General features: G+C 41.0%; 9 protein-coding genes. All 9 read right to left on the reverse strand.

Features of this window, described 5'->3' with window-relative positions; genetic code table 11:
* Nucleotides 1–301 precede the first annotated feature (301 nt).
* On the reverse strand, nt 302–8293 hold the full coding sequence (locus P7J58_RS09960; RefSeq protein WP_408556255.1) for a ZmpA/ZmpB/ZmpC family metallo-endopeptidase: 7992 nt from the start codon (nt 8291–8293) through the stop codon (nt 302–304).
* 152 nt (nt 8294–8445) lie between these two features.
* Nucleotides 8446–8661: a YozE family protein gene (locus tag P7J58_RS09965; RefSeq protein WP_004194895.1), complete on the reverse strand. Its 216-nt coding sequence runs from the start codon at nt 8659–8661 to the stop codon at nt 8446–8448.
* Between the two features lie 5 nt (nt 8662–8666).
* Entirely contained in the window at nt 8667–9122 is a 456-nt protein-coding gene (locus P7J58_RS09970; protein ID WP_408556257.1) for a DUF1801 domain-containing protein, read from the reverse strand.
* A 9-nt stretch (nt 9123–9131) separates the two neighbouring features.
* The gene (locus P7J58_RS09975) at nt 9132–10052 is read right to left on the reverse strand and encodes a 2-dehydropantoate 2-reductase (protein WP_024417867.1); all 921 of its coding nucleotides are present in this window, start codon (nt 10050–10052) and stop codon (nt 9132–9134) included.
* Between the two features lie 9 nt (nt 10053–10061).
* Nucleotides 10062–10916 (reverse strand): RNA-binding virulence regulatory protein CvfB, encoded by an 855-nt coding sequence (gene cvfB, locus P7J58_RS09980; RefSeq protein ID WP_024384950.1) that lies wholly within the window; start codon nt 10914–10916, stop codon nt 10062–10064.
* A 131-nt stretch (nt 10917–11047) separates the two neighbouring features.
* Entirely contained in the window at nt 11048–11605 is a 558-nt protein-coding gene (frr, locus tag P7J58_RS09985) for a ribosome recycling factor (protein WP_024391695.1), read from the reverse strand.
* A gap of 136 nt (nt 11606–11741) precedes the next feature.
* Nucleotides 11742–12476 (reverse strand): UMP kinase, encoded by a 735-nt coding sequence (gene pyrH / locus P7J58_RS09990; protein ID WP_015445263.1) that lies wholly within the window; start codon nt 12474–12476, stop codon nt 11742–11744.
* A 166-nt stretch (nt 12477–12642) separates the two neighbouring features.
* Entirely contained in the window at nt 12643–14283 is a 1641-nt protein-coding gene (locus P7J58_RS09995) for an oligosaccharide flippase family protein (RefSeq protein WP_408556258.1), read from the reverse strand.
* A gap of 358 nt (nt 14284–14641) precedes the next feature.
* A complete protein-coding gene (gene yghU / locus P7J58_RS10000; protein WP_099878346.1) occupies nt 14642–15430 on the reverse strand; it encodes a glutathione-dependent disulfide-bond oxidoreductase in 789 nt (262 codons plus the stop codon).
* Between the last annotated feature and the right edge of the window lie 83 nt (nt 15431–15513).

A 15513-nucleotide genomic window follows, 5' to 3' on the forward strand; every position in this document is an offset into this window, starting at 1 on the left:
AAGGATAGCCAAACTCCTTGTCCCACAAGGGGTTAGCTATCCTTTGCATTTTTTTATGTGATAAAGTCGGGATTATATCATAATTGATATCTTTAAAAGGTGTTAAAGTCTAGTATTTTAAAATCACTTTGATAAATCATCCCATTGAACTGAGGCTACTCTACTATATCTGAAATCTAATCCATTCGACAATAAACTAGACACTGCACTATCAAAGCGGAAAAACAGTGAACAAACCTGCTCACTGTTTTCCTAAAAAACTAGCTGACTAGTATTTCTTAATGACTACACTATATAGCCATTAGGGATTTGTCACATAGATAGACTCCCTAAAGTCCTTGGTTTCGCGCAGATAGCCGTTTAAGACAGCTGCTTTTAGGCTGTAAACACGGGATTGTGTACCTACGTTCTGACCATTCTGTGAGTAGTACTTCTGATGAGTAGCATCATACTCTACTGCCGCTTGCATCAATTGACGAAGTTCTGTCGCAGAATTTACCGTACGTGTGGTCTCGTAGAAATAACCATCACCATTTAGAGGATTCTTAGCAATCAACTCTACTGGTTTCAAGTTTTCTAAACGTTGCTGACGCTTCGCAAACATCGCTTTTCGGAATGCCGCACTATTTTCATACTCATTTTTCGAAATGAGCGAAATCAAGTCACTGTCATTCATACGACCATTCGCCTCTGTTTTTCCAAAGGTTTGTTTATGCTGGTCAGACAGGTAAGGAACCATACCATTTTCATAACCATACTCAGCTAAGAGTTCAAAGGCAATCTTTCGCACTTCGTACTCGTTACGACTAGTTCCATCGTTATTTAAAGAACCATATATTGGGTCAAATGCCCCGACTTCCAGATAATCATCAGCTTTATTACTTACACCGTATCCGTACGGACGTCTCGAAATCATGCCATTTTCGATTAGCTGATCAAGCGTTGCAAAGTTATTATTAAATTGATTAGCTACAGAAGTATTCCCGTTTTGCGTTACCATCTGATTAAACCAATTTTGTTTTGCGTAGCTATTTGACAATGATAGAACAGCCTCGGCTTCCAAGAGATCCAGAGTATAGAGGACATCCAAATAGCCCTTCATATAGTCTTGTAAGTCTTGAGTTGATTGGAAACGATTTGGAGTCTTATTGGTCAATCGTCTTCCATAATTACGTTGGTCATATTCACTAAAATCATAGATAGTATTCATTCCAATTCGATCTTGATTTCCCCATGTTATGGATTCAAACAATCCTCTCGCATAGACCTCAAATCCTAAACTAGTTCGCTTATTATAACCAAGCAAAATAGTATCATCATCAGCTACGTGAGTCATTTCATGAGTATAGACACGTGCTCCATCAGGATCTGTTGCCTCATGTCTAAAATAGTAAATATTATCAATCGTATAATCAGCATGTGCTCCTGTTTCCCTATTGGCATGCGGATGTCCTAGAGGAATGTAAAAATTCTTCATAGCTGGTATTCTCATGTTATAGTAAGAAACATCTGCTGGATCTCGCCAAGTATTTTCAATATATTTATTATCCCATGTCACTACTCGACGGAACATTTTTTCCTTATGTCCCTCTGGTAGAATGTTATAAAGATAGTCTGCATGACCAGCCCATTCTTTAGCTATCTGTTTTAGACGATTTTCTTTATCAGTATCACTACCACTTAATTTAGCATAGGTACCAATCAAGGTATTGGCCATATCCGTCAGGATAAAGATGTCCTTGCTTGGCATAGCTAGGAGTATCAAGGCCATTTCCTTGTACATCCAATGATTGCTAGCCAACTTATCATAGAAACCATTCTTATAAATGTCCTTAGTCGGATTGGTTTGTTTGGCTAGCACTTCTGGCACTCTTGAATTGGTTTCAATAATGGTAGCCTTGGTCGTCGTTCTAAACCAGTCATTCGTCGTTTTATCTGGAGCAAATGCCTTACGATAACCTTCTAGATAATCAAACAAATCACCACCGATTGATTCCTTAGCAATCACTTGACTTGCAAGAGCATAGTTGTTCTTCGGTTTCAACATCTCTGCTCCCATGCTACCAATACGGATAAGCTGGTCCAGGGAATTGACATTCTTGCCGAAGAAATCTGCCTTCTTCATCATCAAGTCCTTGGCATTAACCTTACCAAACTTGATATTATACCACTTGTCCATATAGGCCAACCCAAGTAGGAGCTGAACCTTGTTTTTGCTGATATAGGACTTCAAATATTCCCGAATAGCCGAATTATCCAATCCGACTAGATTATAGTTGGAAATCAAATCAGTAAGATGTGTTTGAATATCAGATTTTACACGATTAAATGATTCTTCCAAGAATAACAACTGTCGTTCTTTCTCTGGTTGATAAGCTGGTAAACCTAAAACCTTATTCACTTCATCTGACTCAAACTGAATTGCACCAAACTGATTCTGCAATTCAAAAATCATAGGTCCAATATCTGTATTACGAACATAGGTTTCTGGAGTATAGCTAATATTCTTATCAAGGAGATGGTATTCAACAACAGCCCCACTACCTAGCTCTTTCTTCTTAACAAGATAATGTTTCTCAATCGTTCCATCTTCAAAGTGTAAGAGCAAGCGAGTGATATTATCTTTATTCTGTACAATATCAAAGACTGGCGTATCACCAATCAACGGAACGGCATCTACCAATTTCTTGGTAACCAGAGAGTCATTACTTTCTAAACGATTAGCATGCTGGATAATCACATCTCGTGTGAAGAACGGAAGTAGTTTTTCCATGTTTTCGTAGGCTTGTTTGCGGTCTGTTATGGTGTACTTCTCATTAGCATAAGTAATATCGAATACATTATGAGTTTTAGACACCTGCATTGTTGGATGTGTCTTAATACGACCTCTATCTTCTATAATAGCCTTAACATCCTCAGAACTTGCCAAACTAATATTTGGATTATCCTCACCAGTTGAAAGGGCTTCTACTATCTTGATATTTGAGAATACCGAATCACCTTGCTGGTTTTCGCCATACACCTTATGACCGTTTACAGCTTTCACTGCTGCAATACTATCAGCAATACGGATATTGTTTCCTTGCAAGACCGCTCCAACTAGACCGCCAACTTCCGTATCTTTTGTCTTCGTTGTAATAATCCTACCTGTCACAGAACTTGAAGTAATCCGAGCATTAGCATGTTCCAACTGACCAACCAAGCCTCCAGCCTTCACATTCGAAGAGGTTGATGAAATGGTTGCATCTACATAACCTTTTTCAAGGCTACCGCCACCGAGCCAGCCAGCAATACCGCCAACTTTATTATCATCCTTACCAAGACTGATTAAAGAACCTGTAAAACTAACTTTTGAGAGTGACGTTTTATCCACTTCTCCTATCAGACCACCTAAGAAATTGTCTGCAACAACTCTTCCTTCAACATGGACATTGGTAACACTACCATAGGTAGACTGTTTCGCTAAAGCACCTACCTCTGCTTCTTTCGGCAGATGAATATCCACATCTTTCAAATTCAAATCAGATACAATTCCTCGTAAATCATCAAATAGCGGTACTTTCAAGTCATGAATAGTGAAACCATTACCTTTGAGGGTTCCATGGAATTGATTTTTCAGATAAGATTTGTCTGTATCCGACAGCACGACTTCTGATGCCGTCAAATCTTGTTGAAGTTCAAAAGTACCCGAAGAATTAGTCTTCATAGCATTTAATAGACTAGTGAATGTGCTGTACTTATTCCTTGTTTCATGATTTTCACGAACCTCTCTCGGTAAGTATACTATCACAGTATCATGATACTTATCTAGTTTTTGTCGTCTTTCCTCTGGATTGGTGAATTTAGCCTGCAATTTGAAATGACGTTTACCACTCAATGATTCTTCGTCAATGCTCACAACTGGTAAGAAAATATCCTTATGCTCATCTGATTGGAGCTTGATGAAATAATTATGGTCATCATTTGGTTCTACTTTAATTGCAACTTTTCTCACTAATCTACCGTTTTCATTCTTCCAAACCTCTGCCTCATCAATATTCTTGATTTCAAAATGACGTTCTTCAAAATCAATGTAGACTTCATCCATAAGACGCTCTGTGCGTTCAACATTCTTACTATCCATGTACACTAAATCCGTCTTAACGAAATAGTCAACGTTTGGTAGTAGGTTTCTAAAGCGAACTTCTAGCTTATTTTTATCTGTTAATTCTTCTTGGTGAATCTCAGTATCATTAACAAACAATCGAGCAATGGCTTTCCTAAAAGTATTATATTGGTCATCAAGCTTGTAAGTCACTTTAGAAGAACGAACATGCTTCATCAGATGATAGTGCGGTTCATTCTTCAAAACACGTAACAAAGGCTTATTCACATCCTCAACCGTTTCTTCAGTTGTTTCCTCTGGTTTTTTCGGAGAAACTGGTTCCGTTTCGGAAATATTAGGTTGCTCTGGCTCAGGAAGCGGGTTTATCGGTTGCTCAGGTTTTGTAGTTTCTTCAGGCTGAGTTGTCTCAGTAGAACCAGTCGAGTCAATCACTTCTGGCTGAACTGGCTCCTTGGTACCTACTTCTTCTTCCCGAGCTTGTCCAGGTATTTCCTCTAGTAAAACTTCTGGCTGGGCTACAGTCGCTCCCGTATTCACATCTACAGTATAGCTCTTTTGGAAACGCTTAATTGTCGGTCTACCTTCATGAATGACCTTCACTGTGCCTTTTTCCAGTTCGGAATTATCTCGTCTAATAGTCTCTAAGACAATCTCCTCAGTTCGTTCCGTCGGACGAGTACCGACTTGAATAATTTTATTTTGCCCTTGTCTTGTAAGTCGACCAGTTTCTGGCTGAGCCGTGACTTGACCTGTTTCAGAATTCATACTGTAGGTCTTAGTGTAGGTTATTTGCTGATTGACTCCTTCTTGTCTTGTATGACGAGTATCTAATTGACGACTACTGTCTGCTTCATACACTGTTTGGAACGGTGTCTCAACAATACGACTTTCAGGTTTAATACCGACCTTAACCCGTCTATTTTGTACTGGAGTGATAGTTAGTTTCTCTTGACTAGGTTGACCAACCTCCTGTCCTCGAATATAACGACGGGTAATAATCGTCCGATTCAAGCCATCTTTTCCTGGCGTGATTTCTTGAGTCTCTGGATAAGAAAGGTTTACATCACTCTCAAATTCAGTAGTAAACTTCACAACGGTATCTTGGATTACTTGCCGTGTTTCATCAACTGGCTTAGTACCAATACGGACTTTTTGTTCTTTAGCAGCCACCTCAGTAACAACTGGTTGTTCTGGTTGCGTTTCTCCTGTTTGCGTATTTAGTCGATAGCTAGTAGTTACAGTTCGTTCTCCGTCCACTCCATGAACTTCAATCACACGATCTCCAACATAAAGATTTCCATCAGCTATCTCTTTTTCGGTAAAGCGAATTGGTGTCTTAGTAACAGTTGGTTTGGTACCTACTTCGATTATTTCTTCGCGAGCTTGTCGAACATTCTCAGTCCGAATTGATAACCGCTCTCTTCTCTCACCATTGACAAGGCGATAAGTTTCTATCACCTTCTCCTGCCCCACCTGACCAATTTGTTTGGTTCGTGTTTCCCCAAACTCTAATTGGTCGTTCGATTCATATCGTCTAATAAAGCTCACATCTTTTGTGCTCTCTACTTCTACTTGACTAACGATTTCTTTCTGTGGCTCTGATTCTACTCCACAGTTTTCCTCTGGTTTTGGATCTATCGGACAGAACTCTTCTTCGGTTTCTGTTGATGGAGCCGTTGTAGAATCCGATGGTTTCGGAGTTGTTGAACCAGAAGAGTCTGGGATAGTCGATGTAGACGGATTAGTTTCTGAAGAATTAGTTTCTCCAGAAGAACCGCTAGTTGACGAGCCTTCACCTGATGGAGTTTCTTCTGTTGGAGAGGTTTCTGGACCACATGTATCCTCTGGTTTTGGATCTATCGGACAGAACCCTTCTTCGGTTTCTGTTGATGGGGCGGTTGTAGAATCCGATGGTTTCGGAGTTGTTGAACCAGAAGAGTCTGGGGTAGTTGGAGTAAGCGGAGGTGTTACTGTCTCACTGGTTGATGTTGGCAGTTCGAAAATCAGTTCCCCTTCTGTTTTCTGGCTTGCTCCGCTATTGGCATCTGTCTCAATAAGAAGGAAACGGAGATCATCCTCTATCAAACTTGTCTGAATGAGCATATCAGCTAAATCTCTTGCTTCCAAAATGGCTCTGGAAGCCTCATAGACAGTATTGATATAGTCTGTCCATTCTTTACCTTTAAAGCGGGACTTATAAGTCTGAAGCTCTTCCATTTTTTCTCTGAGTTTTGCTGCTGCTTCCTCTATTTGTTGAGCTTGAACTTTAGGATCCACTTTCTCCTCTTTTTCTGGCCAGCAGGTTGACGAAGGGTCCAGAATACACTGGATTTCTGCCTCGGTTAGCTCCTGCGAAGTTGGATTCTCATTCGATTCACCATGCTGACTTACACCACTAGTGGCATCTGTAGAACCTGTATTTGGAGTTGTTGGTACCTCTTTTTCTGGAACCATTTCTGGTTGTGGAGATACGGGCTCCTCTGTTTCTGGAACTACTTCTGGTTGTGGGGATACGGGCTCCTCTGTTTCTGGAGCTACTTCTGGTTGTGGAGCTACGGGCTCCTCTGTTTCTGGAGCCACTTCTGGTTGTGGGGATACAGGCTCCTCTGTTTCTGGAACTACTTCTGGTTGTGGAGCTACGGACACCTCTGTTTCTGGAGCTACTTCTGGTTGTGGAGCTACGGGCTCCTCTGTTTCTGGAGCTAATTCTGGTTGTGGGGATACGGGTACCTCTGTTTCTGGAGTTGTTTCAGGCTGAGGTGGAACTGGAACGTCGACCTCAGGCCTTACTTCTGGTTGAGGCGGAACAGGAAGGTCGACTGCTGAATCTGGGGTTGATGGTTTAGGTTGCTCTGTATGCTGACTGGCACTGCTATTCGCATCCGTTGAACCTGCATCTGAGATTTCCGATTCCACTTTTGGAGAAGAAGGAACTTCTGGCAGTGGAATAACTGGTGCTTCTAACTGCTTAGTACCTACATACATTATAGGTGCTACTGCGCTCTTCGTCACCTGTTCGGAAATCTTTTCACTCCGAAGAATCTTCTCTCCTTGAACAAAATCAGCATAAGTAATCTCTTTCTCTCCCTCTTGACCAGGAACAAGGCGAGACTTGCCAATTTCAAGCTGCGGATCCTCTTGTTTAACCAACTCCAAAGCAAACGTTTCTTTTTCCTTACGAAAAGCCACAAAAGGTAATGCTTGACCAACAGGTGCCACTTCTGTTACTGCATCTGTTCTATCCTTACGATTCAAGATAAGTAAGCCTGGAATCTGCAAAGTAGAATCAAGTCCGCTATTTTGGCTTTCTTCTGTATTAGGAGTATCCTCTTTTTTATCAGCAATAGTTGATGTATCTGATGGAGAAACTAAACCATCGCCTGTTTGCGAATTTGTTGTTTCTGAAGAGACTGTATTCTCCGTTTTTTCAACCGATGACTCCTTAAGAGGCAATTGTAGACTATCATCTCTGTTGGAAAGTTGGCTTTCAGAATTTTCCTGAAGAACACTTGGTTTCGCAAGTTCTTCTAAATCAGATTTCTTACCTTCTGATTGTGCTGAACTAGCTTGTGTTCCCTTAGCTGTATCATTTTTTTCCGTTTCTGATGGAGGAAGACTGGTCTTGACTGATGACTCCTGAACATAATACCCCACAAAGTCATAGCCATCCAATCGCAATTTCCCATCCGGCAAGGAATCCCCTGGACGAATGGTGATGTTCTGATTGTAAGCAGCCAGTGCTGAACTTTGAACTGCTCCTACTTCCAAAACAGGTAGAGCCAGACCACTAGTTGTCACATAAAGCATGGTCAAGACACGCGCCTTCTTAGACTTGGTCGCAGAAACAGCTAAAACCAAGAAACCTAGTCCTAGGACAGCCAAACCTGAACCAGCTAGCTCACCCGTTGCAGGAAGAACTTTCTTAGAGGGACGATAAACTACAAAATAGGTCGCTTCTTCCTTCAATTCAGCTGGTAGGCTAGACTGAATCAACTGTCGCTCCTCTGCCGATAATTCCGCCTCTAAAACATATTCGAAACGAATCTGGCTAGGACTTACTGTCGAAGCTGAAACTTCTTGGGACTGGATGCCAAATAGTAGGCTAGTACCCACACACAGGGAAACAAGACCGATGGTCAGCTTTCTAAAAGAAAACGCTTTCCTCTGTTCGTAAAAAAATTTGTGCATATGATCTCCTTTCATTTCTCTTGCATCAAATGCTACCTTCTCCTGTCATTATATCAAAAAACGAACAATTCTTCCATCATTTATCGGCGCTATTCATACAAATAAAAAAAAAGCAAAATACAAATATGTATTTGCTTTATCTTCTTTTGTCATCAATGCCCCAAATACTCTTCCCAAATCGCATCAAAATCAGACATGGAAAAGGCAAAGCTGGCCGATTCCTCCAAAAAACGACTGACTTCATCGAAATTATCTGATTGCTTAGGAAAATCAGATTCATCAAAGGCATAATCTGCCAAGATAGCTACTGGTTCATTACTTTTCGGGTTGCGCTGAGTCATCAACCAAGAATAAAAACTTCTTCTCACTACATCTACTTTCTATGATTTTTTTCGTAGAGCTCTATATAGCGCTCCATAGACATCTTACTAACCAATTCCCCTATCAATTCATAAGGAATATTCTTGGGATTTTTCATGCGAACACAGGACTTGCCCATATCCAGTTTGGTAGGCACCTGTGCTTGATAAGCAGCAACGAACCAATCATTCAATTCTTGGTCCATATAGATTCCCATGTGGTAGAGGGCGATGTGGGCCGTTTGTGATGCCAAGGCAAGGAAAGGCAGGGGCTCTCCTGGTGTGCAATGATAACCATCAGGGTAGGCAGTAAGCGGCACATAATAGTTAATCATACCTCCCAAGATGCCTACTTCAAAACCAGCTGGTAACTGTTCCACAATCACTTGATGGAGCCGTTTAACCGCTTCCTTCCTATTCTCAGGCAAGGCAGCCATATATTCTTCAATCGTTTCCACTTCAATCAGCATGACTTTCTCCTATCTCAACCCCAGCATACTTTCCTTGGCGTGAACCATGTCTGTTATCATCTGACAGTATGGCGTAGGGATGCCTGCTCGCTTGCCTTTGAATACAACTGCTCCATTCAGATAATCAATTTCTGTCTTTCGACCATGTTGGACCAAATCCTGGTGCATAGATGGATAGTGATTGGAAGCCTTCTTCGAAGCATCAATAACATATTTCCAAATAGCTTCTTCGTCAATTCCATCTGCCTCAGACTTAGCAACAGCAATAAATTCTTTGAAAATCCCCTGTACTAGATTCAGTCCAGCCTCCGTACCAAATAATTCACCAATTGTACAGTCTAAAATGGTACAAGTTGGATTCATCACACCATTGACACAGGCTTTCTGCCAAATAGCACTGACAACATGATTGTCATAGGTCACATTTAGTCCAGCTTCATTCAGCATTTCAATAATATCCGCAACTGATTGCTCATCACCAAGAATATGCTGAACAGACATAGAACCCGGACCTTCTAAGTGAGCATGTCCAGGACCCTTTAGTCCCGCCAACCACATGGTCACCCCAACCATGATACTTTCATCTGGCACGTACCGACGCATGGTCGTCGCATGCCCCAAACCATTCAAGAGACTCAAAACCTTAGTAGTTGGACCGATTATCGGCTTAATATCCCGCAACATCTTTGGCAACTGATCAGCCTTTGTCAATAGAATGATAAAATCAGCTTCTCTCGTTGCTTCGGTCGGTTTCATGATGGGTAAGTGTACAGTTTCCTCTACATCTCCAGTCACTTTCAAGCCGTTTTCTCGAATCGCTTCGATATGCTCTTCCCAATTATCCAACAAAATCACTTCATGATTTGTCTTAGACAATTGATAACCAAAACGACACCCCATTGCCCCACTACCAGCAATATAAACTAGCATAGACGCCCCCTACACCAACTCTGTTCCCAAAGAATCCTGTTTAATTTTCCCAGCCTTCATCAGACCACCAAGAGCTTTTTTGAATTGCCCTTTGGAAATACCAAAGGTGGCCTTGATGTCTTCCGGAGCAGACTTATCGTTCAAGGTCATGAAACCTCCATTGCTTTCCAGATAAGTCAATATCATCTGGGCATCATTTTCCAGCATCTCAAATGAACGTGGCTTGAGAGATAAGTTCAAGGTCCGATCAACTGCACGGTAGCCGATGACACGCGCCTCTAAAACCTGACCCAAACGTGGTTCCGCAAAGCGTTCGCTCGGATGGATAAAACCAAGCATGTTGTTGTCTGGCAAATAAACAAAAGTACCATTCATTTTCAAACGATAGACAATCGCTCGCAGATTTTGGTTTTGCATATTGTCATAGGCAGGTCCAGCCATTTTCTGAAAATCTTCCTGAAAAGCTGGCAGAGCCCAAATGCGGTCCTTCTTATCGACGTCTAATTTGACGTACAACTGATCCCCTTTTTTCGGCCAGAGTTCCTTGATTTCAGGCAAAATGTCCAAGGAAACAACCACTTGCTTGTCTGGTAGACCTGTATCCACAAAGACACCCAAATCCTTACGTACCTCTGTGACAGTTCCCCAACCAAAGCTGGTACGACTCGCCCCAACTTCCTTAGTTGTCAACCGGAGTTTTTGTTTCATATCGGTATAGGCAAATCCCTTAACAGATTGACCTAAACTATGTTCTCCTTCATCCTTAGAAAGAGCAAAGGTTCTCCCCTCTTTTTGGACAAAGTAAAACTGATCATTTTCGTCAGTCACTAAACCAACGATATACTGTGCTAATAAATCATTCATGATTTTCTTCTTTCTGATTAAAAAGTGGGGGAAGTCTTGTCTAACTCCCCCCATTAGATTTCTTATTGGTTCACCACTGGAAGTTAGACAGCCCAGTGATGATCTATTTTTGTAGTCTAAAAACGTGTTGATTAAACTTCCAACAATTCTTTTTCTTTGTCGGCAGTCATTTTATCAATTGTTTTGATAGCATCATCTGTTACTTTTTGAATATCTTTTTCAAGTGACTTCAATTCGTCTTCAGTGATTTCTTTTGCTTTTTCAGCTTTTTTAGCATCATCCATAGCATCACGACGGATATTGCGGATAGCAACTTTAGAGTTCTCACCCACTTTTTTCACATCCTTCGCCAAGTTCTTACGAGTTTCCTCTGTTAGGGCAGGAATAACCAAACGGATAACAGTACCGTCAGATTGTGGCGTCAAACCAAGATCTGAAGCGTTCAAAGCACGCTCAATATCCTTCAAGATTGACTTATCAAACGGAGTAATCAATAGAACACGCGCTTCTGGCACTGTAATACCAGCCAACTGGTTCAATGGTGTTGGAGAACCGTAGTACTCAACGGAAATACGGTCCAACAAACTAGCATTGGCACGGCCAGCACGAATGTGGCTAAATTCACGTGCCAAACTCTGATGAGATTGATTCATGCGCTCTTGCGCTTTAGCAATAATTTCTTTAGACATAAGACTTCCTTTTTTGTATTTTTTTTTACAGTCTTTTAGTTTACTTTTAGTACTAGGCAACGAGCCACAGGCATAACCGAAGTTAGGCAAGGCGAATTAACGAAGTAATAAAAGAAAAACTAAATGACAATATGATTTATTTTTCTTCTGAAGAATTTGAAACGGTAGTACCGATTGGCTCACCGAAGACAACACGTTTAATATTTCCTGGTTCATTCATATTGAACACGACCAAATCAATATCATTGTCCATTGAGAGAGTTGATGCTGTCGCATCCATGATTTTCAAACCTCGACTAATCACTTCACGGTGGGTCAATTCATTGAATTTAACTGCATTAGCATCTTTCTTCGGATCAGCATTGTAGACGCCATCCACACCATTTTTAGCCATCAAAATCGCATCTGCTTCAATTTCTGCAGCACGAAGAGCCGCTGTCGTATCCGTTGAGAAGTACGGAGAACCAATACCAGCTCCAAAAATAACAATGCGACCTTTTTCAAGATGACGAAGAGCACGACCACGAATATAAGGCTCTGCAACTGACTGCATCGCAATCGCTGTCTGCACACGTGTATCCACACCAAGCTGTTTAAGGGAATCAGCCATTACAAGAGCATTCATAACAGTCCCCAACATGCCTGTATAGTCTGCTTGAACTCGATCCATACCCGCTTCAGCAGCAGGTTCTCCACGCCAAAGGTTACCACCACCAATAACAAGGGCAATCTGAATACCTGATTCTGCGACTTCCTGAATTTCCTTTGCCATTTCCTGAACAGTTTTGAGGTCAATACCGACACCACGTTCACCAGCCAAGGCTTCACCAGATAGTTTGATTAGAATACGTTCGTATTTAGGTTTCATCATCTCTCTCCTCTTTTTTATCCCTACTATTCTACCACAAAAACCGTTTTTTTTATACTGAAATCTCCAAGAAAAAAGGAAAATCCTCAACGAACTTTCCTTCTCACATCCTAAAACGCTTCTTTTTCCCAGCTTTTCAATAGTAGAAAATAGAGATTTTTAAAACAAACTAGCCTAGGCGCAATTTCCTCCGTAAACTCTGAGCCCGACTTCCAATTAAACGATCTAGCTGACGAGTCTTCAATGTCAAGATGACAAAAACAAGCATACCTGCTCCACCTGCAACAGCCAAGTGGATAAAGCTAGATACATAGCCATTTGCTGGAAGGATAAGATTCAAGACAAATTCAATCCCCCATACAACGAGTCCCATTACGATAGAAATCCAACTAATGGTCGCAATGTCTTTTATCACTAGTCTTTCATCAATATGCAGAACCTTGTCAATTCGTCTATAGAAGAGGTACAGCATAATTCCCAACCCAAATATCGTTGAGATAAAGCTACCATATACCTTAAAGACATAGATCATTGGTACTTGTAAAACGATTTTCACTAGCATCCCAATCAAGAAATAATAAATGGCTCTTCTATTTTCAAATATCGCTTGAATGACCACACTAATGACAGAATATAGTCCCAGAGGTAAAATTAAAAATAAGTTCCAAATAAATAGAGTAATGGCGATAGGCTCTGACGGTCCGTAAAAAATCGTATAGAGTGGCCCAGCTAACAGGACTGTTCCAACAATTGCCGGTATAGTGAATATAAAGAGTAATTGTAGATTATCCGCCACTAAATGAGACGCCGCCTTCAAATCTTTCTTGACAAATTTCTCTGTAATCAATGGAATAGCAACACTTCCCAAACTCAGTGAAATCCCGATAATCATCATCGTGATCTTACTTGGATTGGCAGCCATATATGAATAAAGTTCCAAAAGTTCCGAATTACTGTAATCCGTAATTCTTTCCATAACACGAATAAAGGTGACTTGATCAATAAACTGCAATAATTGAATCGTTAGACCTAAAATGATAATTGGAATCGCATCTCGAACAGTTTCCTTAATAAGTTGACCTGTATCCAAAGAAATCTTTTGTTTCTTAGCATGAAGCAACTTACCAAGGTAACCTTGCTTCCATAAAGTATAAACTAAAATCCCAACACTAGCAATCATCCCGACAAAAGCTGCAAAGGTAGATTGGACAACCGCTTCAAGATACTCACCGCTACCCAACTTCATAATCATAAATGTTGCTGCAAGTATCCAGATAACCCGTACCAGTTGCTCTGCAAGCTGGCTGATAGCATAGGGCTTCATATCGTGCCGACCTTGGAAAAAACCACGCAAGATACTCATGGCTGGGAAGATAAAGAGAGGCGGGACTAGACTATACATGACTGGAAGTAACTTTTCCTTCGACCCCGATGCGTCTGCCAACCACGGAGCACTTAGATACATGACTCCTGCAAAGACAGCTCCAAAGACCAACATGAGCTTGAAGAATTCTCTGACCAAGTAAAGCGACACCTCTTCTTTACCCAAGACATTGTATTTAGCTACTTGTTTGGCAATAGCTGTCGGAAGACCAGCTGTTGAAATCAATAAAAAGTTGGCATAGATTTGATACCCCATACTAAAGAGGGCATTGGCTTCAGCTCGATATTCCCCTAACCAAATATACCAGGGAATAACATAGGCAACACCAAGCAGGCGACTAAGAATATTTCCAGCAGTCAACCAAGCCAAGCCTCTGGCCATTGTCGCCTGTTCTTTGGACTGCTGCATTTCAACTTTTTCGGACATTTTTCTATTACTTTCTATGTAAATATAAGATAGGAAAAACTCAATTATTATACTCTTCGAAAATCAAAATCAGACGTTGTTGACTTGATTTGATGAGTGAAAGGCTCCAGTGGAGCCTTTCAGCCTGTTACCTTGAAACAAAATAGTAACAGGGTTCTATCTGCGTAAGTAGTAACGAACTACGTTCGCCCTATCTCCAACCTCCAAAGGTTCCCCAAACCTTTGGAGCTAGTCTGATTTTGATTTTCATTGAGTATTAATTTCTATTTTTGGATTTTCACAAAGTCTAACTCTTTCATTATAAACTTTTATCATACCAAAGTAAAAGAAAAACCCACCCATAAGGTGGGCAAGTCAATTAATTATCAATTGAATGATATTTCACTGTCAACCCTCGTTGTACAGCTGGGCGCTGAGCTATTTTCTCTACCCAGGTCTTTAGATGCTTGTAAGAATCAACATCTAAAAATTCTGCCGAACCTGGATATAGTTCTCCTTGCACCAATCGTCCATACCAAGACCAGATAGCAATATCTGCGATGGTATAGGTATTTCCAGCTATATACTCTCTTGTCATCAATAGTTGATCCAAGAGATCCAGTTGACGCTTAGTTTCCATTGTATAGCGATTAATCGGATATTCTTGCGCTGTCGGAGCGTAATGGAAGAAATGTCCAAATCCTCCACCAACAAATGGAGCGGCGCCAGTTTGCCAGAAGAGCCAATTAAGAACCTCTGTCCGCTCTGCCCAAGCTTTTGGTAGGAAGGCCTCAAACTTTTCTGCCAAGTAGAGGAGAATATTGGCTGATTCAAAGACCCGAACTGGCTCCTTCTCCGAATAATCAACCATAGCTGGTATTTTTGAATTTGGATTGATGTCTACAAAATCTGATCCAAACTGATCTCCCTGTCCGATATTAATCAGATATAGGTCATAAGCAGCTTCGGAAATCCCTAGTTCCTTCAACTCTTCTAGCATAATAGCAACTTTAATACCGTTAGGTGTTCCCAAGGAATAAACTTGGAGGGGCTTGTCACCTTTTGGTAATTTATGTTCAAAGCGACTCCCTGCTGTTGGACGATTGCCTGAACGATTGTCATTTTCATCTTCCCAAGTCCACACTTGAGGTTTTACATAGTCTGTCATCTTATTCCTCCTCGTAAAATAAGTTTATGGGGATTTTTCAACCCCAAATTTTTAACAATTGTAATAACATTAACTTGACTATT

Source organism: Streptococcus suis (genome assembly GCF_046032535.1).
In the GTDB taxonomy this organism is placed as follows: Bacteria; Bacillota; Bacilli; order Lactobacillales; family Streptococcaceae; genus Streptococcus; species Streptococcus suis_AK.

Coding starts and splice junctions, on each gene's coding strand:
- pyrH (WP_015445263.1), bottom strand. CDS start 12,476: ATGATGAAACCTAAATACGAACGTATTCTAATCAAACTATCTGGTGAA.
- yghU (WP_099878346.1), bottom strand. CDS start 15,430: ATGACAGACTATGTAAAACCTCAAGTGTGGACTTGGGAAGATGAAAAT.
- P7J58_RS09975 (WP_024417867.1), bottom strand. CDS start 10,052: ATGCTAGTTTATATTGCTGGTAGTGGGGCAATGGGGTGTCGTTTTGGT.
- P7J58_RS09995 (WP_408556258.1), bottom strand. CDS start 14,283: ATGTCCGAAAAAGTTGAAATGCAGCAGTCCAAAGAACAGGCGACAATG.
- cvfB (WP_024384950.1), bottom strand. CDS start 10,916: ATGAATGATTTATTAGCACAGTATATCGTTGGTTTAGTGACTGACGAA.
- frr (WP_024391695.1), bottom strand. CDS start 11,605: ATGTCTAAAGAAATTATTGCTAAAGCGCAAGAGCGCATGAATCAATCT.
- P7J58_RS09960 (WP_408556255.1), bottom strand. CDS start 8,293: ATGCACAAATTTTTTTACGAACAGAGGAAAGCGTTTTCTTTTAGAAAG.
- P7J58_RS09970 (WP_408556257.1), bottom strand. CDS start 9,122: ATGCTGATTGAAGTGGAAACGATTGAAGAATATATGGCTGCCTTGCCT.